Genomic DNA, 18,738 nt, shown 5'->3' with positions numbered 1-18,738 from the left:
CTGCACCTCCTGACTGCTTCTGGTGTTTGCGGATCAGTCCCGGTGCGCCACCGCGGGCGCGCGTTCCGGGTCGGCCGCCCACTCCGCCACCGCGGGTGTGAGGCGGCGCAGCCGCAGCAGCGCCCGGCACGCGCGGTACGGCGTGCGCGGGCGCAGCAGCGGCTCGCTCGGGGTGTCCACGACCACGCGCACGACCGCGCGCAGTCCGCGTCCGGCCAGCCGGGCGAGCGCGGCCGATTCCATGTCGACGGCCAGCGCGCCGGTAGCGGCCAGCGCCGACTTCTCGCCGCCGCCGACGATGTGGTCGGTCGTCGTGATCGGCCCGCGCCACACCGCGAATCCGGCGCGGTCGAGCCGAGCCGCCAACGATCCCGCGTCCGGCAGGGCCGTGCTGCCGTGCGCATCCCGGACCTCGTCGGCGACGACCACACCGCCGCTGGGTACTTCACCCAGCCCGCCCGCGAGACCGACTACGGCCAGCGCGCCACAGCCGGCCACCGCGTCGGCGTTGCGGCGCCGGGAGCTCCGGCGCGGTCCGAGCCCGGTGCGCAGCACGCGCGCCCGGTCGCACGCGCCGCGCAATGCCACGGCTTCGGTTCGCAGCGCAGCGCAGATCAGCAGCCGATCACCGCTCACCGGTTCACCGCCTGCTCGTAGCGGCCGAGCGCGGTCAGCGGGAAGATCAGCCGGTACAGGTGGTAGTTGATGAAGAAGTCGCCGGGGAATCCGGTTCCGGTGAACTGCGGCTCGTCCCAGGTGCCGTCCGCGCGCTGGCTCGTGGCCAGGTATTCCACGCCGTTGCGCACCGCTTCGCTGGCGTGCCTGCCCAGCGCCAGCAACGCCATCAGCGCCCATCCGGTCTGCGAGGCGGTCGAGGTGCCCACCCCGATCCACCGCGCATCGGTGTAGGAACGCATGTCCTCTCCCCAGCCGCCGTCGGCGTTCTGGTGCTCCTCCAGCCAATCCGCCGCCCGCCGCAGCGCCGGGTGGTTGGCGGGCACCCCGGCGGCGACCAGCGCGGGCACGACCGCGCCCGTGCCGTAAACGTGGTTGGCGCCCCAGCGGCCGAACCACGAGCCGCCGCGCTCCTGGTTCGCCAGCAGCCACCGCACGCCCGCGCGCACCGCGGGATCCTCGCGGTCGGCGAGCAAGCTCATCGCTTCTACGACGTGCGCGGTGACGTCCGCTGAGGGCGGGTCGATCACTTCCCCGAAGTCGCAGAACGGCAGCCGGGTAGCAAGCCTGCTGGTGTTGTCCGCGTCGAACGCTGCCCAGCCACCGTCTCGGGACTGCATGCCGCGCATCCAGGCCAGCCCGCGTTCGATGGCCGCGTGCACCTCCTGCGGTCTGCCGTGCTCGACCCGGTTGAGCGCGAGCACCGCTTCGGCGGTGTCGTCGATGTCGGGATAGCCGTCGTTGTCGAACTCGAACGCCCACCCGCTCGGAGCGAGCCCGGGCCTGCGCACCGCCCAGTCACCGGGCACCCGGATCTCCTCGCGCAACAGGTAATCGGTCGCGCACCGCAACGACGGGTGGTCGGCGGGCAAACCGGCGTCGTGCAGCGCCTGCACGGTCAGCACGGTGTCCCACACCGGTGATTGGCACGCCTCCATCCGGCGGCTCGTGCCCTGCGGAGTGCGTTCCCGGATGAGGAAGCCCTCCAACCCGGCCAAGCCCTCCCGCAGCACCGGGTGTTCCAGCGGGTAGTCGAGCAGGTGCAGCGCCAGCAGCGAGTACACCCAAGGGGGCTGGATGCCGCCCCACGAGCCGTCGGCCTCCTGCCGGGCGATGATCCACTCCGCAGCGCGTCGCATCGCGTGCCGCCGCACCGTCTTCAGCGGGTACCGCTGATACCGGTGCAACACCGCGTCGAGCGCGCGGAACGCCCGGTCCCAAGGGTCGGAGGAGCGCTGCGGTGTCCGCCCGGAGCGCAGCTCGCGCACGCTCACCCCGAGTTCCCTCCGGGGTGCAAGCGTGCACACGATGGTCAGCGGCACGACGGTCTGGCGCGCCCAGCAACCCCAGTTCGCCAGGTTGAGCGGCGCCCACTTCGGCAGCAGCACGACTTCCGGCGGCATCGCGGGCAGCTCGTCCCACGACCATTCGCCGAACAGTGCCAGCCAGATCCGGGTGAACACGCGGGTCGATTCGAGGCCGCCGTGCGCCAGGATCCAGGCTCGCGCGAGGGTCATGTGCGGGGCTTCGACGTCGTCGCCTGCGAGTTTGAGCGCGACGTACGCCTCGACCGTGGTGGAGAGGTCGCCGGGCCCGCCGTGGAAATTCGCCCAGGTCCCGTCTTCGCGCTGCTGCGAACGGATCCAGCGCGCCGCCTGCGCGGTCTCCTCCGGCGTGCGGATGCCGAGGAACTGGCGCATCAGCAGATCCTCGACGTCCATGGTCACGTTCGTCGCCAACTCCCCCTTCCACCAGCCGTCGGTATGCTGCAACGACAAGAGGTGATCCCGGGCGGCGAGCAGCGCGCCGTGCGCCCTGGCGCCTACCGCGGGCAGGTCCGGCTGGGTCTGCTGCTGCTGGGATCGGGTCAGTTGGTCGGTCACCATTGCCTCCGCACGATGAACTCCGCGAGTTCGGTCAGGGATTCGACGGCCGCGCTGTGCCGGCCGCAGGCGTGCAGTTGCGCGAGCGCGGCGTCGAACCTGCGCTCGCACTCGGATTCGGCCCACTCCCGGGAGCCGGCCTGGCGCACCAGTTCGGCGGCGTGCTCGGCGCGTTCGCCGACGAGCCGCGCGGGTTCGCGGTAGATCCGGCGCAGCCGCTCGCCCGCCGGGGTCGCCGAGCTCAGGGCGTGCACGATCGGCGCGGTCTTCTTGCGCGCCCGCAGGTCGGAAAGCACCGGTTTGCCGGTCGTCTCCGGATCGCCCCACAGCCCCAGCAGGTCGTCGACCAGTTGGAAGGCCATGCCCAGCTCGATGCCGAACGAGCGCATCCGCGCCACGGCGTCTTCGTCGCCCCCGGCGCACAGCGCCCCCAGCGAGCACGCGCAGCCGAGCAGCGCCGCGGTCTTGCCTTCGACCATGCGCAGGCACTCGTCCAGCGCCACTTCGTGCCGGTGCTCGAAGCCGAGGTCGGCGGCTTGGCCGACGATGAGCCTGCTGGTCGCCGCGCCGAGCATCCGCACCGCTTCCGCCGCGTGCGCGGAAGGCGTGTCCACCAGCACGTCGGTGGCCAGCGACAGCAGCGCGTCCCCCGCCAGCAGCGCGGAGGGCCGGCCGAACACGGTCCAAGCGGTGGGCCGGTGCCGCCGGGAGGTGTCGTCGTCCATCAAGTCGTCGTGCAGCAGCGAGAAGTTGTGCACGAGTTCGATGGCCGCGCCCGCGCGCGTCGGCCAGTGCCCGGGGCCGCCGATGGCCTGCGCGGACAGCAGCACCAGCGCCGGGCGAAGCGCCTTGCCGGTGCGCCCGTCCGGAGAACCGTCGGCGTGCACCCAGCCGAGGTGGTATTCGCAGACCCGCCGGGTGTGCTCGTCGAGCCTGCCGACCGCGGCCCGCAGCTGCGGTTCGACCTGCTGGCGCGAGGTGCTCAGCACGCTGGGTGTCGCCGTGGTCATCGGGTCACCTCCAAGCCCGCCGGGCGGGCTTCGTCGAACGTCGCCCGCACCACTCGCGCGGCCTGATCCCCGCTGCGCACAGCGCCTTCCAGGGTGTCGGGCAGGCCGGTGGCGGTCCACGCGCCCGCCAGCACCAGCCCGGGCAGCCCGGTGTCGGCGCCGGGTCGCAGATCGCGGGTCCCGGGCGCTTGCGCGAAGGTCGCGCGCGGTTCGCGGGTGACGAAGAAGTCCTGGACCTCGGCCCGCCGCGCGCGGGGAAGCAGGTCGCGCAGCGCCGGCAGGAACAGCGCGCGCAGCTCGCCGGTGCGCTGCTCGACGTACTCGTGCGCGGCCGACAGGGAGATCGCCAGGTACTGGCCGCGGCGCACGCCGGCCGCGGAGGTGCGGTCGAACAGCCATTGCACCGGCGAGCCGAGGACCGCCGCGAACGGTTCGGCCAGCACCGGCCGGTCGTAGCGCACGTGCAGGTTCACGATCGGCGCTGCCGACAGCCCGGACCAGGCCGCCGCCGCGGGCAAGAGCCGGGCGGACAGGAGTGCGCCGGCGTGCTGGTGCGGGACGGCGACGATCACGGAGTCGGCGCGCAGCACTTCCTCGCCTCCGCGCCCGCGCACCGGGACCCGCCAGCCCGTCTCGCCCGATTCGTCTCGCAGCACGCTGTTCGCCTTGGTGCGCAGGAGAACCCGCACTCCTGCGGACGCCAGCTCGCGGTGCGCGGCGCCGTCGTGCAGCTCTGCCAGCGGCCGCAGCGGTACGCCGATGTCGCCGCTGTCCGCGGCGTCGAGCAGGCCGGTGCGGAACACCGTCGCGGCCAGCGCGAGCGAGGACTCGTCCGGCGCGGCGTTGAGCGCGGCAACCGACAGGAGTGCCCAGAGCGCGTCCACGGCCCGCGCCGACTCACCGCACTCCCGCAACCAGTCGCCGAAGCTGATCCGGTCGAGCGCCGGATCCTCCGGGTCGAGCTCCCGCATCCGCATCCCGGTGCGCGCGGCGTTCACCCGCTGCCGCAACGTCAAAGCGGGATGCCCGAGCAACGCCGGAGCCAGGTGCGCCGGTGCGGGCAGGTCCCAGCGCCGCAGCACCGAGCAGGCCCGGAACGGCTCGAGCACCGGCACCCGGAAGCGAGGCTGCACCCGCACCTCGTCCAGCACGCCGAGCCTGCGCAGCAGCGCGGCGTACGCGCTGTAGCAGCGCAGGAAGACGTGCTGCCCGGTGTCGACGTCCAAGTCTCCGCGCTGGAACGAACTCGCGGCGCCACCGAGCCGCGCTCGCGTCTCCACCAGGGTCACCTCGTACCCGCTGTCGGCGCACCGCAGCGCGGCGGTGATCCCGGCGAGACCGCCCCCGACCACCAGCACGTGCCGGCTCACGGCGCCATCCCCGCCATCGAGCGGGCCGCCACGCCCGCCTTCTGCCAGCTCGTCAGCGAAGTCCGCTGCTGCATGGCCCGCAGCGGCGCCGCGGCGATCGCTTGCAGGACCTCGTGGTAGATCCCGGCCATCGACGCGCAGCAGGCGCGGCTGCGGCGGTCGAGCATCGGCAGCAGCGCGAAGCCCTGGCGGTACCACTGCTCGGCGCGCTGCACCTCGAACCGCACCAGCCGCGCGAGCCCGTCCTGCTCGTGCAGCAGCAGCCCGGGCGTGTGCGGCTCCAGCCGGACCCCGAACCGCTCGAGGTCCTCGTCCGGCAAGTACACGCGGCCTTCCACGTGGTCTTCGCGGACGTCCCGGAGGATGTTGGTCAGTTGCAGCGCCACGCCGAGCGCGTCCGCGCGGCGTTCCGCCACGGCCCGGTCCTGGGTGCCGAACACGCCCAGCGAGAGGCGGCCGATCGAACCGGCGACGCAGCGGCAGTAGTGCAGCAGCTCCGCGAACGTCCGGTACCGGGTGCCGAGCACGTCGGCCTCGCAACCGTCGATCAGTTCGTCGAAGGCGTGCATCGGTAGCGCCGACCGCGACGCCGCGTCCGCCAGCGCCACCAGCACCGGATCCGCCGACCGGGTGCTGGCCGCGTGCAGGTCCGAGCGGGCCTGGCCGAGCAGCCGGAGCTTGTCGTTCATCGGAAGTCCGCCGTCGCCGATGTCGTCGACGCGCCGGGCGAACGCGTACACCGCCGAGAGCGCCCGCCGTTTCGGGCCGGGCAGCAGCCGGATCCCGTAGGAGAAGTTGCGGGCGCGGGTGCGGGTGATGCGCTCGCACTCGCGGTATGCCTCTTGCACCGACGCGGTCACCAAGCTCCTCCAGTCAGCAGCAGTCGTGCCCATTCCCCCGCGGTGCGCGTCTTCGCCGGGCTCAAGTGCACGGAGATCGGGTCGTAACCGGCGCCGGCGAAGGCTTGCGCGGTCGCGCGCCCGCCCGCGACGTACCCGGCCACGGACAGCCGCGCCAGGCCCGGCAGCCGACCGATCAACGGGGCGCCGGAGTCGAGCAGGCGTTCGGCGCGGGCCACTTGGAACCGGATCAGCCTGCGCCAGCGCAGCGGTGCCGGATACGTGCCGAGTTCGTCGAGGCTGCAGCCGAAGTGCGCCAGGTCCGCCTCCGGCAGGTACACCCGGTCCTGCCGGAGGTCTTCGAGCACGTCTTGGCAGTGTTCGAGGACCTGCAACGCGGTGCACACCCGGTCGGACAGCGACACCAGGTCCGGGCGGGCGCAGCCGAACACGTGCAGCACGGACTCACCGACCGGGTTGGCCGACAGCTCGCAGTACCGCACCAATTCGGCGAACGTCCGGTAGCGGCGCACGTGCTGGTCCTGGCGGTTCGCTTCGATCAACCGCACGAGGACGTCCTGCGGGATGCCGCATTCCTGCACGGTGGGTGCGAGCGCGCGCAGCAACGGGATCCGCGGGGTGCCGCGGTACGCGTGCGCGAGGTCGGCTTCGAGGAATTCCAGCAGGCTTTCCCGGTTTCCGGGGGCTTCGTCGCCCGCGTAGTCGACCAGGCGGAAGTAGCCGTACAGCGCCATCAGGTGCCTGCGCAGATCTCCCGGCAGGACGCGGGCGGCGACGGGGAAGTTCTCCCCGGCGGCGCGCGCGAGCACGGCGGCGGCGTCGGGCAGTTGTGCCGAAACGTCCGGCTGCCGCGCCGCCGCGTGCTCGTGGCCATGCCGCCCACGAGCCCGAGAAATGTCCACAATGGCCCCCTCACCCAGCGACACCCATGGGTGACCGACCAGGTCAGCGTAGGTCTGCGCGGTTCGCACCGCAGGTCGGAGCGGCTACTCGACCGAGTGAGCGTCGTAGGGCGGTGCGGCGCAAGCGAATGCCGTCACCGCGTCCACTATGGACATATGCATCCCGTTCCGCAGCATGGGGACGCAAAGCCGAACACCTGGGCGCATTGCCATGTCACGAACGAATAAGTTCCGCGGGCAAAGCCTTACACTGCGGTCGAATTCGCCTCAGCACGATTTATTCCACAATGGACTGTTGTGTTCGGACGAGCGAGCCGGGGCGGCACCCATCGATCGGGAAGCGGCACGGACGCAGGTGCGCTACGAACGCTGGAGCGGGCCGTTACATCGTCACCTTCGGTCGCATCGATCACCTCCGGCCACGTCGGACCAACCGGCCCGGTGACGTCCGCGACGGCGTTGCGTGTCGAACGGGACGCGCGGGAATACCGCGATCCCGAGCTCGTTGTTCTCAACCGGGGAAACCATCTCCGGAACCGACAGGAGGAGTGACCGTGGAGTACCGCCAGCTGGGACGTTCCGGTCTGCGAATCTCGACGCTGACGCTGGGCACGATGACCTTCGGCGGGGAAGGCATGTTCGGCAACCTGGGCAACACCGGCGTCGGGGGCGCCAAGCGCCAGTTCGGCATGGCCCGCGACGCCGGGGTCAACCTCATCGACACGGCGAACATGTACTCGACCGGCGCGGCCGAGGAGATCGTCGGCGAAGCGATCGCGGGCGAACGGGACGACTGGCTGCTCTCGACCAAGGTCCGGATGCCGATGGGCGACGGCCCGAACGACGCAGGGCTCTCCCGCCACCACATCATCGGCCAGGCCGAGGCCAGCCTGCGGCGGCTGCGGACCGACCACATCGACCTCTACCACGTGCACGAGTGGGACGGGCAGACTCCGCTGGAGGAGACGCTGGAGGCGCTGGACACGCTGGTGCGCTCCGGCAAGGTCCGCTACCTCGGGGTGTCCAACTACGCGGGCTGGCAGCTGATGAAGGCGCTCGGGGTGGCCGACCGGCACGGCTACCAGCGGTTCGTGGCGAACCAGATCTACTACTCGCTGGAGAGCCGGGACGCCGAGTACGAGCTCGTGCCCGCATCGATCGATCAAGGACTGGGAGTCCTGGTGTGGAGCCCGCTGGCCGGTGGGCTGCTGTCCGGCAAGTACCGCCGGGGGCAGCAGGCCGCCGAGGGCAGGCATCTGTCCGAGGAGTGGAGCGAGCCGCCGGTGCGCGACGAGGACAAGCTCTACGACACCATCGAGGTGATCGTGGACATCGCCGCCGGGCACGGCGTCTCCCCCGCGCAGATCTCGCTGGCCTACCTGCTGCACAAGCCGGGCGTGACCTCGCTGGTGATCGGCGCGCGCAAGGACGAGCAGCTGCAGGACAACCTCGCGGCCGCGGAAGTCCGGCTCGGCCAGGACGAGCTGGCGCGGCTCGACGAGGTCAGCAAGCCGTGGCTGGTCTACCCGCACTGGCACCAGGCCAACACGGCGACCGATCGCTTCGGTGCGCCGGATCGGGCGCTGCACGGCTGAACCTCCTCGACGGGCTCGGTGGTCGTTTCACCGATCGGGTGGCCGGGAATCCCGGGCGTACCAGGGGTTCCCGGCCACTGAGCTGCTGAGGCTCGTGCCGGACTCCCGGCGCGCGAAGGAGGCAGCAGATGTCGTTCACCGAGTCCGTGCTCGTCGCCGCACCGGCGGACAAGGTCCGGCGCCAGTGCGCGGAACCGAGTTTCCTGGCCAGGGTGTTCCCTGGGCTGACCGGGGTCCGCCGCGTCGGGGACGGAGTGTTCCGGTGCGGGCTCGACTTCGAGGGGATGCCGACCGACGCCGAAGTCCGGGTCGAGGAGACCGGCGGGCGCACACGCCTGCGCGGTGCGCAGCCGAGCTACGAAATCCTCGTCGACGTCGCCCCGCAGCAACAGCGGCGAACCGACATCAGCATCCGAGTCGACTTCCGGCCGCAGACCCGCACGCAGCACCAGCAGATCAACCGCGCGGTCCGCGACGGCCTCGCGCAGATCAAGGTGTTCCTGGAAACCGAACCGGGCGTGCCGGAGTCCCGGCGCGGGGAGCGCGACCCGCTGCTGCACACCGGCCCGCGCATCCCGCCGGACACGCCGCGCTGAGCGGAACCGGCCACGGCGGATGCTGCGGGCGCCCGCGGAGGAACCTGCGATGATCGCTTACCGAGAATTCGTCGACGGAGTCCGGAAGAAAGCCGAACTGGCCGATGCCGAAGAAGCACGGCGAGCCACGATCGACGTTGTCGCCGCACTGGTGCAGCACTTGGACGGGGCGGACCGCGAGCAGCTCGCCACGGTGCTGCCAGGCAAGCTGCGCGAGGACGTCCCGTGGGATGCGCCGCTGCGCTCCGGTGATCAACCGGCGGACCTGGCGCAGGAGGTCGGCGGCCAGGCCGGGGCGCCGCCGGAACGCGCTCGCTACCTGACCCAGGCCGTGCTCTCCCAACTCGCGGCTCAGGATCCGGACGTGGCGAAGTCGTTGCAGCATCGGTTGCCCGGCGATCTCGGCGTGCTGTTCGCGCCGCCCGGTGGCGGTCCGCCTCCGGAATGGGCGGCGGCGGGAGCCGATGATCGACCGCGCCCGTTGGATCAGGGCGAGCTGGAGCGCACCTTGCGTTCGCTACCGGGCTGGACGGGCACGACCACCGGGATCAGCCGGGAGGTGAGCCTGCCCGCGGACCGGCTCACCCCGCTGCTGAACCAGGTGAAGCAGGCGGAGAAGGATCTCTCGCACCACGCCGGCATCGAGGAACGCTCCAGCGGAGTGCTGTTCACGCTGCGCACACGCTCGCTGGATGCGGTCACCGAACTCGACGTGGAGCTCGCGCGGCGCATCGACGAAGCGGTCGGCGCGGTCGGCTCCGGCGGTTGACGACCGCGCCTGTTTCAGGAGCCCGCAACCAGGTACGTCGCGTCAAGCTCGCTCGCCGCGGCGGCCGGCTTCCTGCACCCAGGGTTCCTGGCTCAGCAGCTCGCCGAGCCGGCGCACCGCCCGGTACTGCAGCGCGCGCACCGCGGCCGGCTCGCGCCCCATCTTCGCCGCCGTCTGGTCGACGCTGAACCCGCAGGCGAACCGCAGCACCAGGCAGCGCCGCTGATCACCGCTGAGGTCGGCCGCCCGCGACCACAGCCGGTCGGCCATCCACCGGTCCAGCACGCGGTCTTCCAGCACGTCGCCGCCGAACCGGTTCGGGTCGAACTCGCCGGTGACGACCTCGCGGCGATGCCGGGCGGACTTGACGTGGTCCAGCAGCAGGTGCCGGGCGATCGTGACGAACCACGCGCCCGGATCGCTGCTGCTGCGGCGCACGGTGGCGATGCTGCCCAGCGCCCTGGCGAACGTCTCGTGCACCAGGTCTTCGACGGTGCTGAAGTCCGCGATGCGCGCGCACAGGAAGTTGCTGACCCGATGCCGGTAGCTCTCGTAGAGCTCGCCGAAAGCGGCCGCGTCGCCCTGCTTGGCCAGCTCCACCAGCTCCCACGCGCGGTCGCCGGAAAGCGCTTCCGGCGCCGCCGCCGCGGCGGTCATGCTCCCGCTCCGGCGAGCCGGGCGGGCCGGGAAGCGGCGATCCGGCGCTTGTCCCGCAGGATCGCCGGCAGCGCGAACGGCGTGTAGCGCAACGGCCACGGCAGCGCCCGCAGCATCCCGCCGACGAGGCGGCCGAATCGGCGCAGCCGGCGTTCCTGCTGGGCGCTCCACTGCAGGCCCATTCGCTCGCGCAGCTCCGGTGGCATGGTGCCGATGGTCGTCATCCGCACGATCCGGCCGAACGGACGGCCGATCGGTGCCCACAGCAAGCGCGGTATCCAGCGGTACGGGCGAGGTGGATCGGAGATGCTCTCCAGCACGTCGTAGGTCGACTCGGTGGCTTCCAGCCGGTTGCGCACCACGTCCCGGAACCACACCTGCGCACTCGCCCAGTCCGCGGGCATGTGGTGCTCCTTGAGCTGCAAGGCGCGGCCGATCGCGCGGAACTCCTGCCACATCCGCTCGGTCTCGGCCGGGGTCATCGGGTCGCCGAAAAGCTCGGCGGTGTCGACCACGAACTGCGCGAGGGTGAAGTGCACCCACGCGTACGCATCCGGGTTCAGGGCGTGGTACCGACGGCCCCGGCCGTCGACTCCCTTGATGTCCTTGTGCAGTTCCCACAGGCGGGAACCTTCCGCGTCCGCGCCCGGTCGCATCCCGTAGATGAACCGCATGGTGGACAGGTGGGTGTTGACCAGCCGCTTCCACGGGGCGTTTTTGAAGTCGGAGTGCTCCAGCACGCCTGCGCCCACCACGGGGTGCGCGACCTGCAACAGCAGCCCGGTGCCCGCGAGGAACAGGCCCGGTGCGAGCCCGAATCGGCGCCAGGTCTCCGAATCCGCTCCGGGAAGCGGCGGGTGTTGGGCGGTTCCGTGCACTGCGCGCCTCCACGATCGCCGATGATCAGGGACGGGATGGGGACCGGCCTGGTGCCGCGGCGTCCGCGACACCGTGCGAATCGCGATTAACATTAGGCTCGATCGAGTTCGCCAGTCAAGAACGAGAGCCGTTGTGCTGGCGGCGAAATCCCGGGCGTGTAAAGTCGTTCCGCGATCGCGCGGCGAGCAACGGAGGGATCACCATGGCGGCTCCGCGACCTTCTGCGCGGCCCCCTGCCACCGCCACGCGGCGGCGCACGCACGACCGCAGGGCGCAGATCTCGGCGATCGCGGCCGAGCTGTTCAGCGAACGCGGCTACCACGGCGTCGGCCTCGGCGAGATCGCCTCCGCGGCGGGCATCACCGGCCCGGCGATCTACCGGCACTTCCGGAACAAGCAGGACATCCTCGCGCACGCCGCGCAGGAGTTCGCCGATTCGCTCAACGCCTGCGCCGAGCAGGCCGACCAGGAGTCCGGCGACGACGAACAGCGGCTGCGGGCGATCGTGCGGGCGGTGGTGTCGCTGGTGGTGCACCGCCGCGGCAGCATCCGGCTGTACCAGTGGGAGAACAGGCACCTCGACGCCGACGACCGCGCCCAGGTCGATCGCAAGCTGCGGGCGCTGATCGCGGTACTCGCGAACCGGCTGCGGGCGCTTCGCCCGGAATTGCCGGAACCGTCCGCGCGGCTGCTGTCGTCCGCGGCGCTGAGCGGGATCGCGAGCTGGTCCACGCACCGGGTCTCGCTCAGCGACCGGGTGGCGGAGGAAGCGCTGCACTCGATCGCCTCGGTCGTGCTGGCCGCCGAGCCGCCCTCCCCCGAGCGCAAAGCCGTCGCACCCGCCGTCGGCGGCGTGCCCGAACTCGCCGCACGGCGGGAAAAACTGCTCGCCGCAGCCGTTGTGCTGTTCCGCGAGCGGGGGTTCCACACCGTGAGCATGGAGGAGATCGGCACCGCCGCGGGGATCAACGCCTCCAGCGTCTACCGGCACTTCGCGGGCAAAGCGGATCTGCTGGCCGCGGTGTACTACCGAGCGGCCGACCGGCTGGCCGTGGCCACCGGCCGGGCCGTCGAAGGCGCCTCCGACGAGGAGACGGCGCTGCGCGGACTGGTGGCGGCCTACGTCGAGTTCGCCTTCGACAACCGGGACCTGCTCGCGGTGTACCTCTCCGAGTACCGCAACCTGCCCACCGACGACCGACACGCGCTGCGCCGCGCGCAACGCGACCACATCGGACAGTGGATGGCGCTGACCGAGCACGTGCGCGAGCCGACGCGGGCGAACCGGTTGCAGGTGACGGTGCAGGCCGCGTTGAACATCGTCAACGACATGGCGATGGCCGGTTCCCGGATCGGCGGGCAGGAGCAGGCGCGGTACCTGGTGCTGGCGGTGCTGCACTCGGCTTGACTCGTGCAGGGCCTGACTTGTGAGGGGCCTGACTTGTGAAGCGCCGCTCGCGCCATCGGGATGGTCTCGGACGCTCCCGGTCAGCTGCGGATATCCGACTTCGGAACAGCTTCCAGCAGGCTTGTCTTGTTCCCAAGTTAATCGCCATTTACAGTTCACGGCATGACGCGGCACGGTCGTCGACCGGCCGCGCACGCCCTCGAAGCGGCACCGGCGCCCCCGGAAGGAAACCCATGCCACGAGTCCTCACCGATGAGCGACGCGACTTCGTCGACGCCATCGCCGAGTTCTGCCGCCGCGAGTGCGGCACGAAGCAGCAGCGCGACGAGCTGACCGGCGGCGGGCAGCACCCGCACAACCAGCAGCTCTACGCCAAGATGGCGGAGCTGGGCTGGCTCGGGGTCTCGCTGCCGGAGGAGTACGGCGGTGCCGGGCAGGGCATGACCGAGCTGTGCCTGTTCCTGGAGGAGACCGCCTACGGCCGCGCGCCGATCGGCGGCTTCGCCACCACGATCATCTCCGCGGCCGGGTACGAGAAGTTCGGCTCGCCGCAGCAGAAGGAGAAGGTGCTGCGCGGCGTGGTGGACGGCCACGTCGAAGCGGTCTCGATGTCCGAGCCCGCAGCGGGTTCGGACGTGGGCGCGCTGGCCTGCAAGGCAACCCGTACCGACGGCGGCTGGCTGATCAACGGCCAGAAGACCTGGTGCTCCAACGCGCACATCGCCGATCACATCCTGCTGATCGCGCGCACCACTCCCGGCGGCACCAAGCACGAGGGCCTGACGCAGTTCATGGTGCCCGCGGACGCAGCGGGGCTGCAGATCACCGGCATCGACACCATGGGCGGCCGGGAGGTCAACGACCTGTACTTCACCGACTGCTTCGTGCCGGACGCGGCCGTGGTCGGCGAGGTCGACCAGGCGTGGAAGCAGCTCATGGCCGGGCTCAACCTCGAGCGGATGATCCTCGCGGCGCTGATGCTGGGCACCGCCCGTCGCGCGTTCGACGACACCGTGGCCTACGTGTCCGAACGCGAGCAGTTCGGCAGGCCGATCGGTTCGTTCCAAGCGTTGCGGCACCGGATCGCCGACATGGCAACGGAATTGGAGTGCGCCCGGCTGCTGCTGGACGACGTGGCGCGGCAGATCGACGAGAACCCGGGCAAGACGTTCCCGCGCGAGGCGTCGATGGCCAAGCTCAAGTGCACCGAGCTGGCCAAGCACGTTTCGCTGGAGGGGATGCAGATGCTCGGCGGTTACGGCTACGCCACCGAGTACGGCATGGAGGCGCTGCTGCGCTCCACCGTGGTGTCCACGGTGTACGGCGGGACCAGCGAGATCCAGCGCGACATCATCGGCAAGACCTACGGGCTGTGAATCGGGAGGCGCGATCATGACCAGGACAACGACGTCCGCGGGCCAGGCAGGCGAGGCGGGCCGGGCAGCTGAGTCGGCCCGGGCAGGGGAATCGGCGCAGCTGGTCTCGACCGATCCGGCCGACGGTTCGGTCGTGGCGACCTTCTCCGTCGACGGCCCTGCCGAGGTCGCCGACGCGGTGGCACGGGCGCGGGAAGCCGCCGCGTGGTGGAGCGGGCTGGACTTCGCCGGTCGGCAGCGCTGCCTGCTGCGATGGGCGGCACACCTCACGCAGCACGCCGACGAGCTGACGGAGCTGACCCGCCGGGAGAACGGCAAGCCGCTCGACGACGCGTACCTGGAGCTCGTGCTGACGCTGGAGCACATCCGCTGGGCGGCCAAGAACGCGCGCTCGGTGCTGCGGTCCCGGTCGGTCTCACCGGGCCCGTTGATGTCGAACTTCGCCGCCAGGGTGGAGCAGCGGCCGCTGGGCGTGGTCGGCGTGATCGGGCCGTGGAACTATCCGCTGTACACGCCGAACGGGTCGATCGCCTACTCGCTCGCCGCGGGCAACACGGTGGTTTTCAAGCCGAGCGAGCACACGCCCGCCGTGGGCCGCTACTTCGCGGAAGCCTTCCACAAGGCGAATCCCGAGGCACCGCAAGGCGTGCTGGCCACGGTGCAGGGCGCGGGCGAGACCGGGGCGGCGCTGTGCCGGTCCGGTGTGGACAAACTCGCGCTCACCGGCTCCAGCCCCACCGGCAAGAAGATCATGGCCTCGTGCTCGGAGACGCTCACTCCCGTCCTGGTGGAATGCGGCGGGAAGGACGCGCTGATCGTCGCCGACGACGCCGACGTCTCCGCCGCGGCCGAGGCCGCGGCGTGGGGCGCGGTGTCCAACAGCGGGCAGACCTGCGTCGGGGTCGAGCGGATCTACGTCGTGCGCTCGCTGCGCGAGCGGTTCGTGGAGGCGCTGGCGCGCGAGCTGCGCGGCGTGCGCGCCGGCGATTCGTACGGCCCGATGACCGTTCCGTCGCAAGTGGACATCGTCCGCGAGCACATCGAGGATGCTTGGTCGCACGGGGCGAAGGCCGTCGTCGGTGGCAGTGATTCGGTTCGCGCCCCGTTCGTCGATCCGGTCGTGCTCGTCGACACCGATGAGGATTCCGCTGCTGTGCGGGAAGAAACCTTCGGGCCGACGATGACGGTGCGCACCGTCGACTCGGTGGACGAGGCGGTCGAGCTGGCCAACGCGACCAGCTACGGGCTCGCCTCCACGGTCTTCTCCCGCAACCGCGGGATGGAGATCGCCCGCCGACTGCGTGCCGGGGCGACTTCGATCAACTCGGTGCTCGGGTTCGCCGGTATCGCCGGATTGCCGTTCGGCGGGGTCGGTGAATCCGGTTTCGGGCGCATCCACGGATCCGAAGGACTGCTGGCGTTCTCCCGCCCGCACTCCATCGCACGGCAGCGCTTCGCCGTTCCGGGCATGGCGTTGATGAGCTTCCGCCGCAGCGCCGCCACCATGCGCATCATCAAACGCGTCATCGCGTTCCGCCACGGCCGGGCCAAGTGATCGACTCGGCTGATCTCCGCCGGTGGACGGACCCGTCCGGACGGGACCGGTCCGTCCACTCAGGAGTCATCTCAGTGTGGTTTTCGGGCCTTGTCTTGTCAGCGGCGAAGCCGCTGAGGTTCCGCTACGCGAATCATTCTGAAAGAACTCTGCTGGCCGGGATCACTTCGGGGCAGCGACCACGTAATCTTCCTGCAGCGGTTGCGCGTTGAGGAAACGCCGTACGGTGTCCTGGATTCCGGCGGCATACCGCTGCTGGGCTTCCAGGCTCGTGCCGGAAACGTGCGGCGTCATCGCGTGTCCCGGCATGGTCCGCCACGGGTGGTCGGACGGCGCGGGCTGCGGATACCACACGTCACCCGCGTATCCGCCGAGATGCCCGTCGTCGAGTACCCGCACCAGGGCGTCGGTGTCCACGATCTGGCCGCGCGCGATGTTCACCAGCCACGAACCGGGTTTCATCGAGCGCAGCCGTTCCTCGTTGAACAGGCCCCGGGTCTCGTCGGTCAACGGGCAGGAAAGCACGATCGCATCGGACTGGTGCACCAGGTCGTCCAGGTGCTTGTAGCGCGCCGCGAACACCGATTCCTCGGTGGAACTGCGGCGGTGCTTGGTGTTGTACAGCACCTTGACGTCGAAACCCTTGAGCCGCAACGCGATCCGCTGCCCGATCTGGCCCATGCCGATGATTCCGACGGTCTTGTCCTCCAGGTCGTGCGAACGCGCCGCGATGTCGGCGATGTCCCAGCGCCCGTCCAGGACCTGCTGGTAGGCCGGGATGTAGTTGCGCACCAAGGTGAGCAGTTGCATCACGGCGTGCTCGGCCACGCTGACCACGTTGCTGCCGGTGACCTCGGCGACGGTGATCCCGTTGCGGGTGGCGGCATCGGCGTCGATGTGGTCCGAGCCGACACCGGCGGTGAGCACCAGCTTCAGCCGCTTCGCCCGGTCCAGGGCGTCGGCGGAGAGGTAAGTCGGCCAGAACGGGGTCGTGATGAACACGTCCGCGTCCGGGAGGTGCTCGCGCAGCGCCTCATCCCGGTCGCTGAGCGCCACGAGCTCGTGCCCTTCCGACTCCAGCAGTTTCGTCAGGCCCAGTGCCCCTTCGGTGCTGCCGAGCAGGTCGAGCCCGGAGTGGTCGACGTGCCGCTCGGTGGGGCCGGGGTAGAGCACAGCGACGAACTTCACGGCCGCCTCCTTCGGATTCGGCTTCATTCGCGCCCCGGGTACCCGCGCACCGGCGATCAACACCGGACGGCGGCGGGAAAGTGCTGTGGCATGCGGCGTGCAGGTGTCCGAGGACTCAGCCCGCCCATCTACGCAAACCGCTTCCCGAACACTCTTCAGGTCAACCGGAGTCGCAATGCCGTGTTGTCCGGTCGTCGGAACCCCATGGACTCGTACATGCGGACCCCTTCCGCGGTGGCGTTGAGGTTGATCACCCGCGCAGGTGTTTCGGCTTGGAACCAGTCGAGCAACGCCTGCAGGCACGACTTCGCGTAGCCGCGCCTGCGGTGTGCCGGTTCGGTGCTCATGTTGAGCACCCGGCCGTGCAGCCCGGCGTGATTGCCGGGACCGGGCGGGACCGGCTCGCACAGGCCGACCGCGCAGCTGACCACTCCGCCCTCGGGGTCATCCACCACGAACGCGGCGAACTCCCCCGGCCGCCGCAGGCGGTCGGTGAACCACTCGCGGGCAGCGGCGCGCCATTCGACGTCCGAGACCGCGACGCCCATGTCGGCGAGCATCCGCACGCGCAACCGCAACAGGGAATCGACGTCTTGCTGGTGCGCTCTGCGCGCTTCCGGAAGATCGGACATGCCGAGCACGCTGCCGCGGATCAGATCGCACCGCAACGGTCATTCCCTTTTTGACCATCGCTCTGCTAAGCGGCTGCAGCACGATCGGCACCACCACCCCGCCGCCACGCAGGTCATTCCGAGCAGAACCTCACGCCAGCGCGCCGATGAACGAAGCCGCCGGTGCGAGCCGGGGCAGCAGCGTCGCCTGGTAGGCGTGGTAAACGTCCGGCTTGCCTTCCCAGACGGTGTCGGCCGGTCGGTTGTGCTCGTCGAGCTCGTGGTGCCACGAACCGGACTCGCGGTCGACGAAGAAGTGTTCGGCGTGCGCGGCCCACTCCTGGAACCACTGCGCGTACTCCTGCTCGCCGGTGACCTGGTGCAGCGTCCAAGCGGTCGCCATGGCTTCGGCCAGCACCCAGTGCAACCTGTTGCGCACGACCGGCGTGGCGTCGAAGTCGGTGGTGTAGACGAAGCCTTCCGCGCCGTCGGCGTTCCAGCCGTCGCGCACCGCGGTGGCGAACAGCTCACGCGCGTCCTCGAGCAGCCACCCGGGCGCGGCGTCGCCCAGCGCGACTCGGGTGTGCAGCGCCAGCCGCGCCCATTCCAGCAGGTGGCCGATGGTCACCCCGTATGGCCGGAACGGGTCGGCGGGCTTGTCCCGGTTGTACTCCAGCCGCACGTTCCAGCGCGGGTCGAAGTGCTCCGGCAGCCGCCAATGGTGCTCGCGGGCGAAGCCGTGCACCACGGCTTGCACGATGCGCGCGGCGCGGTCGGACCAGACCCGGTCGCCGGTCACATCGGCCGCGGCCAGCATCGCCTCCACGGTGTGCATGTTCGCGTTGACGCCGCGGTAGTCCTCCAGCTCGGTCCACGTGCGGTCCCAGGAGTCCGCGACCAACCCGGGCCCCTCCTCCCAGAACCGGTTCTCGACGACCTGCAGCGCGTCCCGCAGCAGCTCGCGGCCACCGTCGGCGCCGATCGCCGCAGCGCTGGCGGCGGCCAGCACGACGAAGGCGTGCTCGTAAGCGCCCTTGTGCGCGGCGACGGGCCCTCGAGCGTTCGCCGATGCGAACCAGCCACCGTGTTCGTCGTCGTGCAACAGCCCGCGCAACGCGGCGACGCCGATGTCGACCTTCTCGCGCAGCTCATCGCGCCCCTGCGCGACGGCCAGCGCGAACACGTGGGTCATCCGGCAGGTGATCCACGTTTCCACCGGCCGGTCGGCGACCGGCCGGCCGGTTTCGTCCAGCCAGGCGAACCCGCCGTCGGGGTGCGCGGCCGCGTCGGCGAAGGCCAGCAGCCGTTCCGGCTCGTTGCGCACCCACTCCGGCACCTGCGGTTGCTCGGTCACGACGCCACCCTCCGATTCTCCAGCGGTCCGGCCGAACAGCTTGGCACATT

Annotated in this window: 17 protein-coding genes; 6 read left to right on the top strand and 11 right to left on the bottom strand. The window is 70.8% G+C overall.

Annotated features, from left to right (window positions below):
* Window positions 1-33: 33 nt before the first annotated feature.
* Genes V1457_RS19025 through hpnC form a run of 6 tightly spaced genes read right to left on the bottom strand, consistent with a single transcriptional unit; the run spans window position 34 to window position 6,700 of the window.
* A complete protein-coding gene (locus V1457_RS19025; protein ID WP_338595900.1) occupies window positions 34-636 on the bottom strand; it encodes a hypothetical protein in 603 nt (200 codons plus the stop codon).
* Entirely contained in the window at window positions 633-2,558 is a 1,926-nt protein-coding gene (gene shc, locus V1457_RS19020; RefSeq protein WP_407074699.1) for a squalene--hopene cyclase, read from the bottom strand. The genes V1457_RS19025 and shc overlap by 4 nt, the downstream gene beginning before the upstream one ends.
* Entirely contained in the window at window positions 2,555-3,568 is a 1,014-nt protein-coding gene (locus V1457_RS19015) for a polyprenyl synthetase family protein (protein WP_200069509.1), read from the bottom strand. The genes shc and V1457_RS19015 overlap by 4 nt, the downstream gene beginning before the upstream one ends.
* Window positions 3,565-4,938: a hydroxysqualene dehydroxylase HpnE gene (gene hpnE, locus V1457_RS19010; protein ID WP_338595898.1), complete on the bottom strand. Its 1,374-nt coding sequence runs from the start codon at window positions 4,936-4,938 to the stop codon at window positions 3,565-3,567. Before hpnE ends, V1457_RS19015 begins: the two co-directional genes overlap by 4 nt.
* Window positions 4,935-5,831: a presqualene diphosphate synthase HpnD gene (hpnD, locus tag V1457_RS19005; protein ID WP_295144470.1), complete on the bottom strand. Its 897-nt coding sequence runs from the start codon at window positions 5,829-5,831 to the stop codon at window positions 4,935-4,937. The genes hpnE and hpnD overlap by 4 nt, the downstream gene beginning before the upstream one ends.
* Complete coding sequence (gene hpnC / locus V1457_RS19000; RefSeq protein ID WP_338595896.1) at window positions 5,795-6,700, bottom strand: squalene synthase HpnC; 906 nt, start codon at window positions 6,698-6,700, stop codon at window positions 5,795-5,797. The genes hpnD and hpnC overlap by 37 nt, the downstream gene beginning before the upstream one ends.
* Before the next feature lie 554 nt (window positions 6,701-7,254).
* On the opposite strand from hpnC, the gene V1457_RS18995 reads away from it, so the two are divergent.
* The 3 genes from V1457_RS18995 to V1457_RS18985 all read left to right on the top strand — a co-directional run bounded on the left by V1457_RS18995 (window position 7,255) and on the right by V1457_RS18985 (window position 9,660).
* Window positions 7,255-8,295 carry an aldo/keto reductase gene (locus V1457_RS18995; RefSeq protein ID WP_338595894.1) on the top strand — a complete coding sequence of 347 codons (1,041 nt, stop codon included), beginning with the start codon at window positions 7,255-7,257 and terminating at the stop codon, window positions 8,293-8,295.
* Window positions 8,296-8,423: 128 nt separating this feature from the next.
* A complete protein-coding gene (locus tag V1457_RS18990) occupies window positions 8,424-8,891 on the top strand; it encodes an SRPBCC family protein (RefSeq protein WP_200069513.1) in 468 nt (155 codons plus the stop codon).
* Between the two features lie 49 nt (window positions 8,892-8,940).
* Window positions 8,941-9,660 (top strand): DUF2267 domain-containing protein, encoded by a 720-nt coding sequence (locus V1457_RS18985; protein ID WP_338595892.1) that lies wholly within the window; start codon window positions 8,941-8,943, stop codon window positions 9,658-9,660.
* A 42-nt stretch (window positions 9,661-9,702) separates the two neighbouring features.
* Here V1457_RS18985 and V1457_RS18980 read toward each other — a convergent pair whose 3' ends face one another.
* Both V1457_RS18980 and V1457_RS18975 read right to left on the bottom strand, forming a co-directional pair.
* The gene (locus V1457_RS18980; protein ID WP_338595891.1) at window positions 9,703-10,317 is read right to left on the bottom strand and encodes a sigma-70 family RNA polymerase sigma factor; all 615 of its coding nucleotides are present in this window, start codon (window positions 10,315-10,317) and stop codon (window positions 9,703-9,705) included.
* Window positions 10,314-11,195, bottom strand: coding sequence for an oxygenase MpaB family protein (locus tag V1457_RS18975; protein ID WP_338595889.1), 882 nt, complete (start codon window positions 11,193-11,195; stop codon window positions 10,314-10,316). Before V1457_RS18975 ends, V1457_RS18980 begins: the two co-directional genes overlap by 4 nt.
* A 203-nt stretch (window positions 11,196-11,398) precedes the next feature.
* Here V1457_RS18975 and V1457_RS18970 point away from each other — a divergent pair, with 203 nt between their 5' ends.
* From V1457_RS18970 to V1457_RS18960, 3 genes are all read left to right on the top strand, one after another.
* Window positions 11,399-12,604: a TetR family transcriptional regulator gene (locus V1457_RS18970; protein WP_338595887.1), complete on the top strand. Its 1,206-nt coding sequence runs from the start codon at window positions 11,399-11,401 to the stop codon at window positions 12,602-12,604.
* Window positions 12,605-12,837: 233 nt separating this feature from the next.
* Window positions 12,838-13,980 carry an acyl-CoA dehydrogenase family protein gene (locus V1457_RS18965; RefSeq protein WP_338595885.1) on the top strand — a complete coding sequence of 381 codons (1,143 nt, stop codon included), beginning with the start codon at window positions 12,838-12,840 and terminating at the stop codon, window positions 13,978-13,980.
* A 16-nt stretch (window positions 13,981-13,996) separates the two neighbouring features.
* Window positions 13,997-15,535, top strand: coding sequence for an aldehyde dehydrogenase family protein (locus V1457_RS18960; protein ID WP_338595884.1), 1,539 nt, complete (start codon window positions 13,997-13,999; stop codon window positions 15,533-15,535).
* Between the two features lie 162 nt (window positions 15,536-15,697).
* On the opposite strand, the gene V1457_RS18955 is transcribed toward V1457_RS18960, so the two are convergent.
* The 3 genes from V1457_RS18955 to V1457_RS18945 all read right to left on the bottom strand — a co-directional run bounded on the left by V1457_RS18955 (window position 15,698) and on the right by V1457_RS18945 (window position 18,688).
* Window positions 15,698-16,723, bottom strand: a complete 1,026-nt coding sequence (locus V1457_RS18955; protein ID WP_200069520.1) for an NAD-dependent formate dehydrogenase — start codon at window positions 16,721-16,723, stop codon at window positions 15,698-15,700.
* 155 nt (window positions 16,724-16,878) lie between these two features.
* The gene (locus tag V1457_RS18950) at window positions 16,879-17,355 is read right to left on the bottom strand and encodes a GNAT family N-acetyltransferase (protein WP_338595882.1); all 477 of its coding nucleotides are present in this window, start codon (window positions 17,353-17,355) and stop codon (window positions 16,879-16,881) included.
* 130 nt (window positions 17,356-17,485) lie between these two features.
* Window positions 17,486-18,688, bottom strand: coding sequence for an AGE family epimerase/isomerase (locus V1457_RS18945; protein WP_338595880.1), 1,203 nt, complete (start codon window positions 18,686-18,688; stop codon window positions 17,486-17,488).
* Between the last annotated feature and the right edge of the window lie 50 nt (window positions 18,689-18,738).

This window comes from Saccharopolyspora sp. SCSIO 74807 (genome assembly GCF_037023755.1).
In the GTDB taxonomy this organism is placed as follows: domain Bacteria; phylum Actinomycetota; class Actinomycetes; order Mycobacteriales; family Pseudonocardiaceae; genus Saccharopolyspora_C; species Saccharopolyspora_C galaxeae.
This window is presented reverse-complemented; position numbering and strand designations above follow the sequence as displayed.

Coding starts and splice junctions, on each gene's coding strand:
- V1457_RS19015 (WP_200069509.1), bottom strand. CDS start 3,568: ATGACCACGGCGACACCCAGCGTGCTGAGCACCTCGCGCCAGCAGGTC.
- hpnD (WP_295144470.1), bottom strand. CDS start 5,831: ATGGGCACGACTGCTGCTGACTGGAGGAGCTTGGTGACCGCGTCGGTG.
- V1457_RS18990 (WP_200069513.1), top strand. CDS start 8,424: ATGTCGTTCACCGAGTCCGTGCTCGTCGCCGCACCGGCGGACAAGGTC.
- V1457_RS18985 (WP_338595892.1), top strand. CDS start 8,941: ATGATCGCTTACCGAGAATTCGTCGACGGAGTCCGGAAGAAAGCCGAA.
- V1457_RS18980 (WP_338595891.1), bottom strand. CDS start 10,317: ATGACCGCCGCGGCGGCGGCGCCGGAAGCGCTTTCCGGCGACCGCGCG.
- V1457_RS18970 (WP_338595887.1), top strand. CDS start 11,399: ATGGCGGCTCCGCGACCTTCTGCGCGGCCCCCTGCCACCGCCACGCGG.
- V1457_RS18965 (WP_338595885.1), top strand. CDS start 12,838: ATGCCACGAGTCCTCACCGATGAGCGACGCGACTTCGTCGACGCCATC.
- V1457_RS18960 (WP_338595884.1), top strand. CDS start 13,997: ATGACCAGGACAACGACGTCCGCGGGCCAGGCAGGCGAGGCGGGCCGG.
- V1457_RS18950 (WP_338595882.1), bottom strand. CDS start 17,355: ATGTCCGATCTTCCGGAAGCGCGCAGAGCGCACCAGCAAGACGTCGAT.